The following is a 15,406-nucleotide window of genomic DNA, read 5'->3' as shown; positions in this document are numbered from 1 at the left end:
GAATCTATTTCCCTTTAAGATATCAGTCTTTAAATATCTGGTTCTCCTGCTCCTGAACTCTGATAAAAGTAGTCCTCTTAGACAACTCTTTCAGTTTGGAAGCTCCTACATAAGTACATGTAGAACGCACTCCGCCCAAAATATCTTTCACCGTTTCCGAAACAGGTCCTTTGTAAGCCGCCTTTACTGTTTTCCCTTCCGAAGCACGGTATTCTGCCACACCTCCCGAATGTTTATCCATTGCTGTTTTTGAACTCATTCCATAAAACAGACGATACTTTTTACCATTTTCTTCAATGATTTCACCGCCGCTTTCATCATGGCCAGCAAACATTCCGCCCAGCATTACAAAATCTGCACCTCCTCCGAAAGCTTTGGCCACATCTCCGGGAACTTTACAGCCTCCGTCAGCGATAATATGCCCGCCTAAGCCATGGGCGGCATCAGAACATTCTATAATCGCGGAAAGCTGCGGGTAGCCTACCCCTGTTTTCACCCTTGTCGTACATACTGAACCAGGCCCGATACCGACTTTAATAATATCAGCGCCTACCAAAAGAAGCTCTTCCACCATTTCTCCGGTTACTACATTTCCTGCCATGATAATCTTATCAGGAAAATTAGCCCTTGCCTTCTTCACAAATCCAACAAAATGCTCGGAATACCCATTGGCCACATCTATACAGAGAAACTCGATTTTTGGGTGTCTTTCGAGGATCGTTTTAAGTTTTTCTTCATCTGCTTTGCCCGTACCAGTACTCAATGCAATATATTGGTAAATACTTTCGGGCTGACTGTCCAGAAACCGGCTCCATTCCTCTGGAGTATAATGCTTGTGAACAGCTGTAATGATTTTGTCTTTAGCCAGCTCTACGGCCATTTCAAAAGTTCCTACTGTATCCATATTGGCTGCAATCAGGGGAACACCGTTCCATTTCTTTTTGGTGTGTCTGAAAGTGAATTCCCTTTCGAGGCTCACTTCCGAACGGGATTTTAAAGTAGAACGTTTTGGTCTGAACATCACATCTTTAAAACCTAGTTTTATATCATTTTCTATTCGCATTTTGATGAATTTATTTGTTGTTTAAAAATTAAAATTAGTAATTTACCTTAAATATACTACTTTTGACAGGATGGATTTCCCTGTTACTTTTCAGATTTTCGGTAAAACGGTTCTTGCACACCCTGTATTTGAAACACTGGGTATTTTTCTCGGGATGCGTTTTTATTTTTACCTGAAAAGAAAATCAACTGAAAAACTGTCTTTCAATACTTCCGCAGCGGTACTTATCGGAGCAACGGCAGGAGCTTTAATCGGCTCAAAGCTCATTGGAAACCTTGAAAATCCTTATGTTTTATTTGAAAATTTCAGCTTTAAAAGATTTTGGACCAATAACACCATTGTGGGCGGATTAGCATTTGGGCTGATCGGGGTTGAATGGGCAAAAAAAATAGTGGGCCACAAAGAAAGCACCGGGGATTTGATTGTTTACCCTTTACTATTAGCCATCATTATCGGCAGAATCGGCTGCTTTCTCACGGGAGTTCATGAAGAAACTTACGGTTTGCCCACTACATCAATATTCGGAATGCATCTTGGTGATCAATATTTAAGACATCCGGTAGCGCTTTATGAAATTGCTTTTCTGATTATTTTATGGATTTGTTTGAAGCTCATTGAGAAAAAAAGAAAATACCCTTCAGGCTTTATTTTTCAGGTATTTATGCTGAGTTATTTTACATTCAGGTTCTTTTTGGATTTTATTAAACCTAAAATCGGGATTATCGGAAATTTAGGGATCATTCAACTGGTATCTCTTTCGGTGATTATTTATTACATTTATAAGATTAAAAACACCATACAATTAAATTATGAAAATGCTGACACTTCTGGAAGTTGGTAATCTGGGCGGCGTGGTCGTCATGATTATAGGAATAATTATAGTAATTGCCTTAGCCGTTTCACTAGTCATCACTCTGATCGCAAAAGTGATTTATGAGTGGAATAATGACAAGAAATTTACAAAAAAACAGTTTTGGCAGACGATGCTGATTTCTTTGTTGATTTGTGGCCTGATTAGTGGTTTTATTTGTGGAGGAATGTAAAAATTGAAATTATGCCGGTAAGAAATTATACCTATTACGATTATACCATCAGCCTTTGTCCCGAATGCCTGAAAAGGGTAGGAGCGAAGATTATTATTGAGGATGAAGCGGTTTTTATGACCAAAAGATGTCCTGATCACGGCTTTTTCAAGACCATGATTGCTTCAGATGTTCAATACTACAAAAATATCAGAAACTACAATAAAGCCTCTGAAATGCCTGTTCATTTCGGAACAGATGTGGAATATGGCTGTCCGTACGACTGTGGTTTATGCGTAGATCATGAGCAGCACAGCTGCCTTTCTATTGTGGAAGTCACCGACCGATGTAATTTAACGTGTCCTACCTGTTACGCAATGTCTTCGCCGCATTATGGAAGTCACAGAACTTTGGAGCAGATTGAAGCCATGTTTGATACCATTGTTAAAAACGAGGGCGAACCGGATGTCGTACAGATCAGTGGCGGCGAGCCGACGATTCATCCCGAGTTTTTTAAGATCATGGATATTGCCAAATCGAAACCGATTAAACATCTGATGCTCAATACCAATGGAATCCGTATTGCGAATGATCCCGGTTTTGCAGGAAAACTGGCGACTTATGCCCCTGAATTTGAGATTTACCTTCAGTTTGACTCTTTTAAACCTGAGGTTTTGGAAGATTTCAGGGGAAAAGATTTGACGGATGTCCGTATGAAAGCTCTGGAGAAATTAAATGAATTAAATCTTTCCACAACTTTGGTTATCGTTCTTCAGAAAGGAAAAAACATCGACGAAATTGGAAAATTAATTGATTTTGCCTTAAAGCAGAAATGCGTCCGCGGGATTACCTTCCAGCCTGTTGAGGTAGCCGGAAGAAACAGGGAGGATTCTGCTCACGAAAAAATTACTTTAACAGAAGTAAGGCAGGAAATTTTGAATCAGTTTCCGCTTCTGAACGCCGATGATATTATCCCTGTTCCCTGTAATCCCGATGCTCTGGCGATGGGCTATATTCTGAAGCTTGAAGGTGAAATCATCCCTCTTACCAGATACATCAACCCTGCCGATTTGCTGAATAATGAAACAAGAAATACAATCGTTTACGAACAGGATACAGGATTGCAAATGCAGCTTTTAGATATTTTCAGTACCGGAATTTCAGTGGATAAGGTTCAGCCTAAAGTAAACCAGCTATTGTGTTGTCTTCCGGAAGTTTCGGCCCCGAATTTAGACTATGACAATCTCTTTAGAATCATCATCATGAATTTTATGGATGCCCACGATTTTGACGTGCGTGCCATTAAAAAATCCTGTGTTCACATTGTCAACAAAGATTTAAAAATGATTCCTTTCGAGACGATGAATTTGTTTTACAGGGATGATAAAATCAAATACCTTGAGGAATTGAGAAAAGAGGATAAAATTTTGTTCTAAAAATGATTTCCCACAGATCTCTCAGATCGCACAGATTTTTTATACCCAATCATCTGTTAAATTTGTGAAATCTGTGGGAAAATACAATAGGATGACATCTTTATAATAAAAAACGCGGGAAAAATTAGCTTTTCACGCCCCATAAGTTTATTTTTCCTCTATGCATAAAGCCAAGCTTTTCATAGAGCATTTTAGCTCCGGTATTGCTTTCTGCTACATGCAGGAAAGGTGTTTTTCCATCCTCAAAGATTTTTCCGGAAACAAAAGTCACCAGTTGTTTGGCCAGACCTTTTCCCATATGATCTGTATCTGTGATTACGGCGCTTACCTCTGTCATATCATTCATTTGCATCCTTTCGCCTGTTACAGCCGCTAATTTACCATCTTTAAAAATGCCAAAATAGCGTCCCAACTCAGGAGTTCTTGCTTTAAAATAATAAGGATAGAACTTCATCACAAATGCCAGAAGTTCATTATGATTCTCTTCTTTCAGTTCAACAATTTCCTCAGTCAGATCAATACCAATTGGATTCTCCAGGACATACTGATCACATACAAGTTGCGACAGATCCGTTTTTAAATTTCCCAGATCAGGACGCTCCCCGAAAATCAGAAAATCATCACAGATTTTTGCATATTCTGTGATGTCTTCTGCTGTTGAAATCTCTGCTGCGCCACCAAAAGAGGCTACTTCCGGGTTGTAAAATTTTGTGTTCCCGAAGTTTAAGCAGAACTTTTCGTGGTATTCATTAAGTGAATGATAAACAGGATTGTCTAGCTTTTCGTACATCAGTTAAAATTCATTACCTCTTCAAGGGTTTTCATGTATTCATAAGCTGTAAGATCAAACTTTACAGGAACAATTGAAATATATCCGTTAGCCAATGCCGTTTCATCAGCATCTTCAGAATCGTCCATATTGTTGAAATATCCTGTTAGCCAATAGTATTTTTTTCCGTGGGGATTCACTCTTTCGTCAAAGCTTTCTTCCCATTTTGCGTTGGCCTGCTTACAGACCTTTATGCCTTTTATTTCCTCTGCTGGCAGCTTAGGAATATTAACGTTCAGAACAATTCCTTTTGGCATTGGGTTTTCAAGGGTTCTTCTTACAATATTCTGGATATGTTGTTTTGCCTGGGTAAAATCTGCTTCCCAGCTGAAATCAAGAAGTGAGAATCCTATAGCCGGAATCCCTTCCACACCTGCTTCCACAGCCGCAGACATGGTTCCGGAATAAATGACGTTAATGGAAGAATTGGCTCCATGGTTGATCCCTGAAACGACAATATCCGGTCTTCTTGTAAGAATTTTGTCAAGAGCCATTTTTACACAGTCTACAGGTGTTCCGCTGCATGAAAAATCTGTCTGAGGACCCTCAAGGTTTACTTCTTCATAGCTTAAAGTAGAATTGATTGTAATAGCGTGGCCTTTTCCACTTTGGGGAGAGTTGGGAGCAACAACAACAACTTCTCCTATTTCGTTCATAAATTGTATAAGGTTTCTGATACCGGGCGCGGTGATTCCATCATCATTAGTTACCAGAATAAGTGGTCTTTCCATAAAATATTTTAATTTTTACAAATATACAATGTGAATTGTTCATATTTTAATTTTATCTTTTTTAAAACCTTCCTACAATAAATAAAGCTGGTTAATTTTTGTTCATTTATAGAAAAGTTATATCGAAATATTGGAAGATTCCAAAATTTAGACCAAAAATTTTCTATAAAAGACAACATTTTGATAAAGCTTTTAATAAGGATAATCCTATCTTTTTTCCAAACACCTAACATCCTCCTCCCACTAGCTTGCAATAGGCTTATAGATCAATTACTGTTTATAATAAAGATAAAAGTTTAATTCATGAAATAATCTACAAAAAATAATTTTTCTTTTAACACGACGAGTTCTGTCGTTTTCTCACTGGATATTTGCCCTAAGAAAAAAGAGAAAATGAAAAATGATATTAAGAAGTAGGGTGGATATCCATTAGTAGGGAACCACCTTAAAAAATAAAGCTAAATCTTCGGAAGTTTTGTACTAAAAGAAACTTTCAAAAAGTCTAAACAAACTGCTGAAGGGGAGAAGTGATTGGCAAGCCTACAGCATATAATTAAAAAAAATTAAGAAAATGAAATCAAAAGACGAATTAAAACAATTATTTGAAAACGGAGACAAACCTATACAAGAACACTTTTGGGATTGGCAGGATTCCTATTGGCATAAAGAAGAAAAATTACCCTTAGAACAGGTCAATTATGATTTTTCACAAAAGGCGGATTTGGTGGATGGAAAAGTTCCTGCTTCCCAACTTCCGAGTTATGTTGATGATATATTGGAATTTGCAAATTTATCAACTTTTCCAGTTATAGGTGAACCAGGAAAATTATATGTGGCCTTAGATAAGAATAAATTATATAGATGGAGTGGTTCAACTTATGTGGATGTAAGCCAGTCGATTGATTTACAAAAGGTTATGAATACTGGAAGTCATGCTGTTTTACAAGATTCTAATTATTTATCTCAAACGGATTTTGACTCTTCTGGTATTCAATTTTTTGCCAACAGAACTAATGGAGTTTATGAATGGGGACAAGTAACCGCTTCTGCAGGTAATGTTGTCTTAATGACAGGAGACAATAATTCGGGAAGTGGATTTGGGTATGGAGTATATGCAACAAATACTGATGGTCTGCAAATATTTCCTAAAGAATTAAAAGCAGACTCATCATTTACAAAAATATTAGTATCTAAACCTGATGGAACCATTGGTTTAACAGATATCTCAAATACACTAGATAGTTTACAAACTGTTGTGGATAAGGGAAATATATCTAATAAAGATATTGAGATTTCTTCTTCAAAAGGTCTTATTTTACACTCACCAGATGGGAGCAGATATAAAGTATCAGTAAATAATTCAGGAAACTTAATAACAACTTTACTCCCTTAATTTGGAGTTGCTATCTTTGTTGAATATAGTTCAAGAGAGAAGAGTAAAATATAAATTTCTCAAAGAATACTCTAGGGTATCTCTTTCTAATTATGAAATAACGATCTTTTTTGTATCACTATTTCAGGAGTATACGCTGTTTGTAAAACTGAATCACTATTACATTATATTTCTTTTAACAAAAAAAACTTAAAACTGTCCGATAATTATAAATAAGGTATTAAATTTGATAGTTTGTAACAGCGAATTAATTGCTGCTACTAATTGTAGTATATATTTTAAAAAAAATTAATAAAAAGACAGTTTATGTGGAAAAATTTCAAACTGAATAAATTTTTACTCCTAATTCCATTGACAAGTCTAATGTTTTGTTTCAACTCGCCAAAAAATGACGATGAAAAGATGCAGACGATTATGGTGAGCGTAAAGAATACACTTTCTTATTTACATTACAGCCCGAAACCCATCAATGATGCCTATTCCAAGGACGTTTATAAACATTATTTCGAACTGGTAGATCCTGCAAAAAGATACTTTCTGCAGTCGGATATGGACGAATTCAGCAAGCATGAGACCAAGCTTGATGATTATATCGGCCAGGGTGACCTTACCTTCTACAAGCTGACGATCGACAGACTTTACCAGAGAGTGGACGAGATCGATAAGATCACTCAGGATATTTTCAGTAAGCCTATCAACCTTCAGGAAGATGAATCGCTGACTCTTGAGCCTAAGCTTAAAAAAGTGCCTGTCAACAAACAGGAACAGTATAACGAATGGAGAAAGTATATTAAGTATAACATTCTTCAGGAGATTGAGTCTATGAACAGCAAGGAAGAGGCCCAGAAAGAAAAGAAAGACTCTGTTCAGAAATATAAATTGAAAGACACCATCAAATATCAGCCGCTTAATCAGGATCAGAAGATCAAAAAAGCAACTGATGAAGTGAAAGACCTGGTAAAAGATACCTTTACAAGATTCAAGAAGAGAAAGAAAATGGATTGGTTTACCGTATATATGAACGCGTATACTGAAGTATTCGATCCGCACACCAATTACTATTCTCCAAAAGATAAAGAAGATTTTGATACCCAGTTCACCGGAAAAGTGATCGGTATCGGAGCTCTTATCCAGGAGAAAAAAGGAAACCTTTTCCTTGGAGCTTTAACGATCGGTGCACCGGCCTGGAAGTCTAAACAGCTTTCCGAAGGTGACAAGATCCTGAAAGTAAAATCGAAACCGAAAGAAGATGCGGTAAATGTAGTGGGAATGCTTTCCGATGAAGCCGTAAGACTCATCAGAGGTGAAAAAGGAACGCCGGTAACACTGACGGTTCAGAAAAAAGACGGAACGATTAAAGACGTTACTATGATCCGTGAAGAAGTAGCTATTGAAGACACATTCGCAAGAAGTATCGTAGTGAATTCTCCAAACGGAAAAAAATATGGATTCATTAACCTTCCAAGCTTTAATGCTGATTTTGAGGATGCTAAAGGAAGAAATGCTTCTGACGACATCAAAAATGAGATCATTAAGCTTAAGCAACAGAACATCGAAGGAATTGTTCTTGACCTCAGAAACAACGGCGGTGGATCCTTAACTGAAGTAGGGGATATCATGGGACTTTTCATGGATGCAGGGCCATACGTACAGGTGAAGGACGGAAACGGAAAAATCCAGACCCTGAAGAACAAAAATGAAACTCCGATCTGGACAGGTCCTTTAGTAATCATGCAGAACGAGCTTTCTGCTTCGGCTTCTGAGATCTTAGCCGGTGTAATGCAGGATTACGGAAGAGCAATGATTATCGGTTCTCCGCAGTCTTTCGGAAAAGGGACAGTACAGACTTTTGTAGACCTGAACAGATTCCTGAATACGGAAGATGATTTCGGATCTTTAAAACTGACCATCCAGAAATTCTACAGAATCACAGGAGAATCTACCCAGAGAAAAGGAATCGTTTCCGATATCCAGATGAAGGATTTCTTTACTTATGCTGAGGTAGGAGAGCGATATGATGACTATGCTTTAGCCTGGGATAAAATTCCAAGCACTAATTTCCAGAAACTGAATTATTTCAATATTCAGGCTCTTGAAAAAGCAAGCGCAGACAGAATGGCTAAAAACAGCAACTACCAGTTGTTGCTTGAATCTGCCCAATGGAGAGAAAAGCTGGATAAAGAAGAAACGATCACGTTGAATATCAATAAGTTCAATGAACTGATGAAGCAGAGAAAAGCTCAGATCGAGAAATTCAAAGCTTTGAGCAAATTCGAGAATGGTCTGAAATTCATGATGTATCCAAATGAAGTGGAAAGAGAGAAAAAAGACGAAGCATTCAAGAAAAAATCTGAAATGTGGATCAAAAATCTGAAAAAAGACCCATACTTACAGGAAGCTATGAATATCGTTTCCGATATGGGAGCTAAATCATAAAAACAAAAAAACCGCTGATGAAGATCAGCGGTTTTTTTATGATAATAAAAGATTATTTAATTTCTACGCATCCCACTCTTCCGCCTGCGTTTCCGGTAGGCTGAGTATGGAAATCATCTGCTGCGGCATGTACAATAAGCCCTTTTCCGATGATATTTTTAGATTCATCCGTACAGCCCAGGCACCATTTGGTTGTTTTGAAAGTAAGGACAGCTTTTCCGCTTGCATCAGCAGTAAGGTTTCCTATGTCTCCCATGTGGAAATGCTCAGCGCCCCATTTTCCATGGTCGTCTTTAGCTGGATTCCAGTGTCCGCCTGTAGAAGTTCCATCCGCTGCAGAACAGTCTCCTTTTTCGTGAATATGCACCGCATGAATACCTGGAGTAAGATTGGTAACCTCAAGTTTCATCGTCACTTCTTCTCCTTTCTGGGTAAACTTGGCTGTTCCGCCCGTCTGAGTTCCGCTCTTAGCGTTAACCGTGTACGTTTTTGTCGTGCAGCATGAAGCCGCTAAAAATGCACACCCCGCCAGTAATGCTAATGTTTGTCCTTTCATTTTTAAATGATTTAAAGTGATTTTAACGATAAATTTAAAAAACATTTTCCAAAGCACTTTATGATTTCAGTCTTTTTTTCGAAAACAGCAATATCTGACAAGTGAAACAGGATGGATCTTAATACCTTTACCGATCAGTATCTTTAAATGGAGGAACAGAAAAAAAGAATTGTTAAAGCAATAGCATACATTGATAATAATCTGGATGCAGATTTATCCCTGGAAAAAATGGCAGGGATTGCCATGTACTCTTCTTTCCATTTTCACAGGATTTTTAAGCTTATTACCGGCGAAACACTCCAGAATTATATCATCAGAAAGAAAATAGAAAAAAGCGCCTTTTACCTGGCCGTAAAAAAGGATATTGAATTGAAAGACCTCTATCTTGATCTCGGATTTTCCAATCATTCCGTTTTCAGTAAGACTTTTAAAAAATATTATGGAATAGCCCCAACAGCCTTCAGGAATTCCGCACCTGAAACTTTTCACAAGATTTTACAGATACAGAGCAAGAACGGACAAATGGATACGGTTTTCAGCCAATACATTTGCACTATAGAAAACCTGTTAAACTGGACCAAAATGAATTTAAAAATCGAAGTAAAAGAACTGCCGGAAATGAATCTGGCTGCGGTAATGAGCTTAGGAATTGCCAATGTAGAGCCTTCTTACAATATTCTCATAGATTGGGCAAAAAAGAAACAGCTGTTTCCCCGTGAAAACGTTAAAATGATTTCTGTTTATCATGACAGTTTTAAAGTAACTCCTCCGGACAAGGTGAGAATCCATGCCTGTATGCTTCTGGATAAACATCTTGAGAAACAGGAAGGGCTGGTATTTTCGGAAACCATACATGCCGGAAAGTTTATTGTAGGAAGCGGGGAAGTGACCCTTCACGACTTTGAGCAGTGCTGGGTTTCTCTTTTTTTATGGATGAACGAGCATCATTATTCCATGAGAAAAGCATTCCCGTTTGAGATCTATCATACCAACTTCAAAGAGCACCCGGAAGGTAAAATGATGGTGGATTTCTGCATCCCGGTTCACTAATTTCCCATTCAGAAGCCAAACTATGCCTTTCAGTAAGAATTATTTTAAAGAAAGGCATATTCCTTATTATTTTTGATCCGAAAATTAACTCCATGAAAACACAAGGAAATAAACTTTTGCTGCTGATTGCTTTTCTATCCTTCATCGCAGGATATTCACAGGTCAGGATCTCAGGAAAAGTTACGTTTAAAAGTAAAGGCATCAGTGAAATAAATGTCACGTTAAAAGATACTTATGACGGGGCTACTACAGACGCTCAAGGGAATTTTTCCTTTGAAACTTCAGAAAAAGGAAACCATATCCTGACTTTTACCCATCCGAAATATCAGGAAGTAGAAAAAGCTGTTATTATTGATAATCAGGATATTTCAGTCAATACAGAGCTTAAAGAGCAGATCAGTGAGATTGATGCTGTAGTGGTTTCCGCAGGTTCTATTGAAGCCAGCGATAAAAAAAGAGCAACAGCTTTGCTGACGCCCATTGATATTTACACGACGGCAGGAGCAGACGGACAGATTTCTTCAGCTTTAAATTACCTCCCGGGCGTTCAGAAGGTCGGGGAAACCGAAGGGCTTTTCATCAGGGGAGGGACAGGAACAGAATCCAAGATCTTTATGGACGGAAGTCTGATCAACAATTATTTCTCGAATTCAGTTCCGGGAATTGCAGGAAGAGACCGTTTCAACACCTCTCTTTTTAAAGGAAATATCTTTTCAAGTGGCGGGTATTCTGCATTGTACGGTCAGGCACTTTCAGGAGCTTTGATGCTTGAAAGTGTGGATCTTCCGGAACAAAGCTCTTATGACTTTGGGATATCACCCATCTTTTTGAGTGCAGGGTTTCAGAAACTGGGAGCAGATAAAAACCATTCTTTCGGGGCTACTTTAGGCTACTCGCTTTTAAGTGCTATGCAGAAAGTTTTTAATTTTAATACAGATTTCATTGATGCTCCTCAGGGCTTAAACGGTGATTTTAACTTTAGAATCAAAACAAAATCAGGCGGATTCCTGAAATATTATGGAATGTATGACTCGAATAAAATGGGGGTGAGAACTGAAAGCCTGGAACCGGAATACGATTTTGCCCTGGTAAGACTGAAAGGGAAAAATACCTACCATAACCTGTCTTTTAAACAGAAGTTCGGTAAATATCTTCTGAATGCAGGAACCTCTTATTCTTACAACAGGTCCGATCTTAATTTTTCCACGGAAACCCATGATACAGAGTCAGATAAGACAGAGCTCTTAACAGATGGAAATTACATTAATTTTAAAGCTGTTCTTGAACGGAAGATTAACAAAATCAGTGCAGTAAGGGCTGGTTTTGAATTGAATAATACCAATGAAAATCTGAATTTCGGAGAAGTACAGAAAAACTATAAAGATCTTATTTCATCCGTGTTTGCAGAAACGGATCTTGGATTCAGCAATGCGCTGTCTGCCAAAATAGGAGTGAGGGCTGAAAATTCTTCTTATTTAGGGAAAAGCAATATTGCACCGCGCATTGCATTGGCTTACCGTCTGGCAAAAGACTGGACGACCTCCTTTGCCTATGGGCTGTTTTATCAGAATCCTGAAAGTAAGTATATCAACTGGCCTACAGATCTTGATTTTCAGAAATCACAGCATTATATTTTCCAGGTTCAGAGAGCATCAGAAGGGAGAAGCCTTCGTTTTGAGGCCTTTTACAAGAAATACGACCAGCTGATCAAAACATTTAATATCACACCGGACAAAGAGCAGAACCAGCAGGTACAGACCGCTTTGAATAACGACGGCTATGGCTATGCAAAAGGGCTTGAGCTGTTCTGGAGAGATAAAAAAACCTTTGAAAATATAGATTACTGGATCAGCTATTCCTTCCTGGATTCAAAGAGAGATTTTGTCAATTATCCTGTAAGTCTGAAACCGAATTTTGCTTCCGCACACACTCTTTCTGCTGTAGCTAAAAGATTTATTCCGGAATGGAAATTAGGAGTCAATTTATCTTATACCTATTCCAAAGGTCGCCCTTATTATGATATTGCTACAAAAACCGAGAATAGCAATTCAGTCAATTATATCAGGAACGAAGGAAGACTGAAGGATTATAATGCCTTAAATATCAGCTTTAATTATCTTCCGAATCTTGGAAAAAAAGATGCTAAAGCCTTCACCGTATTTGTATTGAGCGTTTCCAATGTTCTGGGCTCTAAAAATGTGTATGGATACAATTTTTCCCTGGACGGATCCAGAAGTTCGGCAGTTGTTCCACCGGTCAATACATTTGTATTCATAGGCGCTTTCATCAGCTTTGGTGTCGATAAAACGCAGGATGCCATCAACAATAATTTATAAAAAAGTAATAACAGAGATCATAGATAATCACAAAATACATAACTTCGGACAACAAATTAACTAACTAAAAAAATTAGTATAATGAAAAAATACCTATTAAGTTTTGCTTTAGCTTTTATGAGTTTAACAGCTTTTGCACAGGCAGATTACGAAAAAGTAATGGCTGAAAAAATCGCAAAGATAGAAACATGTAAAACCCCTGAAGAATTCCAGACTCTGGCTAATGATTTCCAGAGAATCGGAAGCAAGGAGAGCTCAAAATGGCTTCCTCCCTACTATGCAGCTTTCTCCCAGATCCAGAAAGGAAGACTGATGATGAGAAACGGGAATATGCAGGCACTGGATGAAACGGCTGAACAAGCGGACAAATATCTGGCATCTGCCCAGAATCTTGCAGGAGCCGATAATGCAGAGATCCATTTGCTGAAAAAAATGGCAGCTTCTTTAAGAATGATGGTGAACCCGGCACAGCGTTATATGACAGACGGAGCCAAGGCTACGGAAGAAATGGGAATTGCAGAAAAACTGGATCCTTCAAACCCGAGAATCGCTCTTATCAAAGCAGAAGACACTTATTTTACCCCTGAACAATACGGAGGCAGCAAGACTAAAGGATTGGAAATGTTTAAAGAAGCTATTACCAAGTTTAATGCTTACAAACCTAAAACAGCTTTAGATCCGAACTGGGGCAGAGCAGAAGCGGAATATTTCATCAATATGCCTAAAGCAGAATAATAAAGAACCCTAAACCTTCCTTACACGGAAGGTTTTTTTATGCCGTTCAGGAAACAAAATCTGCCCTTCGGTAAAAAATAATTTCACATCCCTTTATTAAAGACTAATTTTGAGTTAAGAAAACGGATCATGAAACGTAAATACTTTATTTCATTACTTTGGATATCATTGGGCACAGCGTTGTTCTTCTTTTTGTTCTTTAATGAAAGGACTTTGAAGAGTTTTATAATGACACTGCTCCTTTCCACGATGTATTCCTTTGTACTGGGAGTAGGAAACGGCCTGATTAACGATTTCCTCAATAAAAAGTTCCCCTGGTCCGAAACAACGAGAACAAGAGCTATTTTGAGTATTATTTCCATTATTATCGGGAATTTTATCCTCGTGTATTTCTGTAATTATATGAATTATGTTGTGATTCAGAAAGTGGCAACTACAGAAGATTTCTTCTCTAAAAAGTATGGTGTCACCAATTGGTTCATGATTAATATCGCCCTGCTTATTTCCGCATTTCTTCATGCAAAAGGCTTTATGGAAGAGCTGAAGAAGACGTCACGGAAGGAAGTGGTGGAACAGAAACTCATCGCAAAATCTGCCAATGCACAGTTTGAAAGCCTGAAAAACCAGCTGGATCCTCACTTTCTCTTTAACTCCCTGAATGTACTGAGCTCGCTCATTGATGAAAATCCCGCTCAGGCTCAGAAGTTTACTGCTTCCATGTCAAAGATTTACCGTTATGTGCTGGAGCAGAAAGATAAGGAGCTTGTTACCGTAGAAGATGAGATAGAATTCGCAAAAACCTACTGTGATCTTTTAAAAACCAGATTTGAGGACAGTGTAGACTTTATTTTTGATGTTAAAAAAGAAGATTACAGGAGATATGTAGTTCCGCTTTCCCTCCAGCTTTTACTGGAAAACTGTATCAAGCATAATTTTGCCACCTCTTCAAAACCTTTGGTTATAAAAATATTTTCAGATAATGATACGCTTTGTATCGAAAACAACTTGCAGGCAAGAGAACAGATGAAAGAAAGCGCAGGGATTGGTCTGGCCAATATTGTGCAGCGGTATGCCCTGCTAACCAAAAAGAATGTTTTCATTGAAAAATCAGAAGATTATTTTAAAGTAAAAGTTCCGATACTTATCAGTAAGCCAAACAGGACCAGTGTAAAAACCGAAGATGAAAACGGATCTTATGAGAAGGCCAGAAAAAGGGTAAAAGAGCTGAAAAGCTTCTATGCCAACTTAATTTCCTACTGTACGGTGATCCCGTTTTTAACAATTATCAACCTTATAACATCTCCCAAAGACTTGTGGTTCTATTTTCCTATGTTAGGATGGGGAATTGGTCTTATTTCTCATGCTTTCCGGGTTTTTGGTGTTGGAGAATCCTGGAAAGAAAGGAAGATCCGGGAAATTATGGATAAACAAAAAAACAGTGACCATGAAAAATTATGATGAAAATGACATCCGTTACCAGCAGGTAAGAAGGCAGGTTGAGCGACTGAGCAGATTTTACAGGCATCTGTTCATCTATGTCGTTGTAAATATCTTAATTGTCTTCTATAATTATAAACATTTAGACCCCGGGGAGAGCTATTTCCAGTTCAAAAACTTCTTTACCGCTACCTGTTGGGGGATTGGGTTGGTAGTTCATGCAATAATCGTTTTTCTGCCCAATGTCAGTTTCGTCAGGAACTGGGAAGAGAAAAAGATCAGGAATGAGATGAAGAAGAATAAGGAGTAATTAAGGCGAAAAAGCGGAATGGCAAAAAGGCTGAATTGCCTATGTTCGTAAGAAAATACTTCCGATTAATGA

Annotated in this window: 14 protein-coding genes; 10 read left to right on the top strand and 4 right to left on the bottom strand. The window is 38.0% G+C overall.

Translation table 11 applies throughout. The features are described from left to right. Positions 1-22: 22 nt before the first annotated feature. Positions 23-1,063: a GMP reductase gene (locus ACM40_RS04260; RefSeq protein WP_048501547.1), complete on the bottom strand. Its 1,041-nt coding sequence runs from the start codon at positions 1,061-1,063 to the stop codon at positions 23-25. A 70-nt stretch (positions 1,064-1,133) separates the two neighbouring features. Here ACM40_RS04260 and ACM40_RS04255 point away from each other — a divergent pair, with 70 nt between their 5' ends. From ACM40_RS04255 to ACM40_RS04245, 3 genes are read left to right on the top strand one after another with little or no spacing between them, the layout of a single operon-like run. Beyond that, complete coding sequence (locus ACM40_RS04255) at positions 1,134-1,904, top strand: prolipoprotein diacylglyceryl transferase (protein ID WP_048501546.1); 771 nt, start codon at positions 1,134-1,136, stop codon at positions 1,902-1,904. Beyond that, a complete protein-coding gene (locus tag ACM40_RS04250; protein WP_228376135.1) occupies positions 1,879-2,106 on the top strand; it encodes a hypothetical protein in 228 nt (75 codons plus the stop codon). The genes ACM40_RS04255 and ACM40_RS04250 overlap by 26 nt, the downstream gene beginning before the upstream one ends. Positions 2,107-2,117: 11 nt before the next feature. After that, positions 2,118-3,521 carry a radical SAM protein gene (locus ACM40_RS04245; protein WP_048501544.1) on the top strand — a complete coding sequence of 468 codons (1,404 nt, stop codon included), beginning with the start codon at positions 2,118-2,120 and terminating at the stop codon, positions 3,519-3,521. 124 nt (positions 3,522-3,645) lie between these two features. Here the strand turns inward: ACM40_RS04245 and ACM40_RS04240 are convergent, their stop codons facing one another. Continuing rightward, positions 3,646-4,311, bottom strand: a complete 666-nt coding sequence (locus ACM40_RS04240; protein ID WP_048501543.1) for a GNAT family N-acetyltransferase — start codon at positions 4,309-4,311, stop codon at positions 3,646-3,648. Continuing rightward, positions 4,311-5,081 carry a 5'/3'-nucleotidase SurE gene (gene surE, locus ACM40_RS04235; RefSeq protein ID WP_048501542.1) on the bottom strand — a complete coding sequence of 257 codons (771 nt, stop codon included), beginning with the start codon at positions 5,079-5,081 and terminating at the stop codon, positions 4,311-4,313. The genes ACM40_RS04240 and surE overlap by 1 nt, the downstream gene beginning before the upstream one ends. A gap of 571 nt (positions 5,082-5,652) precedes the next feature. On the opposite strand from surE, the gene ACM40_RS04225 reads away from it, so the two are divergent. Further along, complete coding sequence (locus ACM40_RS04225; RefSeq protein WP_048501540.1) at positions 5,653-6,474, top strand: hypothetical protein; 822 nt, start codon at positions 5,653-5,655, stop codon at positions 6,472-6,474. A 306-nt stretch (positions 6,475-6,780) separates the two neighbouring features. After that, positions 6,781-8,910 carry a carboxy terminal-processing peptidase gene (locus tag ACM40_RS04220; protein WP_048501539.1) on the top strand — a complete coding sequence of 710 codons (2,130 nt, stop codon included), beginning with the start codon at positions 6,781-6,783 and terminating at the stop codon, positions 8,908-8,910. Between the two features lie 52 nt (positions 8,911-8,962). Here the strand turns inward: ACM40_RS04220 and ACM40_RS04215 are convergent, their stop codons facing one another. Further along, positions 8,963-9,466 carry a superoxide dismutase family protein gene (locus ACM40_RS04215; protein WP_048501736.1) on the bottom strand — a complete coding sequence of 168 codons (504 nt, stop codon included), beginning with the start codon at positions 9,464-9,466 and terminating at the stop codon, positions 8,963-8,965. A 147-nt stretch (positions 9,467-9,613) separates the two neighbouring features. Here ACM40_RS04215 and ACM40_RS04210 point away from each other — a divergent pair, with 147 nt between their 5' ends. The 5 genes from ACM40_RS04210 to ACM40_RS04190 all read left to right on the top strand — a co-directional run bounded on the left by ACM40_RS04210 (position 9,614) and on the right by ACM40_RS04190 (position 15,334). Continuing rightward, a complete protein-coding gene (locus ACM40_RS04210; protein ID WP_048501538.1) occupies positions 9,614-10,516 on the top strand; it encodes a GyrI-like domain-containing protein in 903 nt (300 codons plus the stop codon). Positions 10,517-10,608: 92 nt separating this feature from the next. Further along, a complete protein-coding gene (locus ACM40_RS04205; RefSeq protein WP_048501537.1) occupies positions 10,609-12,852 on the top strand; it encodes a TonB-dependent receptor in 2,244 nt (747 codons plus the stop codon). 81 nt (positions 12,853-12,933) lie between these two features. Continuing rightward, entirely contained in the window at positions 12,934-13,587 is a 654-nt protein-coding gene (locus ACM40_RS04200; protein ID WP_048501536.1) for a hypothetical protein, read from the top strand. A 129-nt stretch (positions 13,588-13,716) separates the two neighbouring features. Beyond that, positions 13,717-15,045 carry a 2TM domain-containing protein gene (locus tag ACM40_RS04195; RefSeq protein ID WP_048501535.1) on the top strand — a complete coding sequence of 443 codons (1,329 nt, stop codon included), beginning with the start codon at positions 13,717-13,719 and terminating at the stop codon, positions 15,043-15,045. Continuing rightward, the gene (locus ACM40_RS04190) at positions 15,032-15,334 is read left to right on the top strand and encodes a 2TM domain-containing protein (RefSeq protein ID WP_048501534.1); all 303 of its coding nucleotides are present in this window, start codon (positions 15,032-15,034) and stop codon (positions 15,332-15,334) included. The genes ACM40_RS04195 and ACM40_RS04190 overlap by 14 nt, the downstream gene beginning before the upstream one ends. The last annotated feature ends 72 nt before the right edge of the window (positions 15,335-15,406 follow it).

Origin of the sequence: Chryseobacterium sp. BLS98, from assembly GCF_001045445.1 — a bacterium.
Classification (GTDB): Bacteria; Bacteroidota; Bacteroidia; order Flavobacteriales; family Weeksellaceae; genus Chryseobacterium.
The sequence above is the reverse complement of the archived record's forward strand: the minus strand, read 5'-3'. Positions and strand labels throughout refer to the sequence as shown.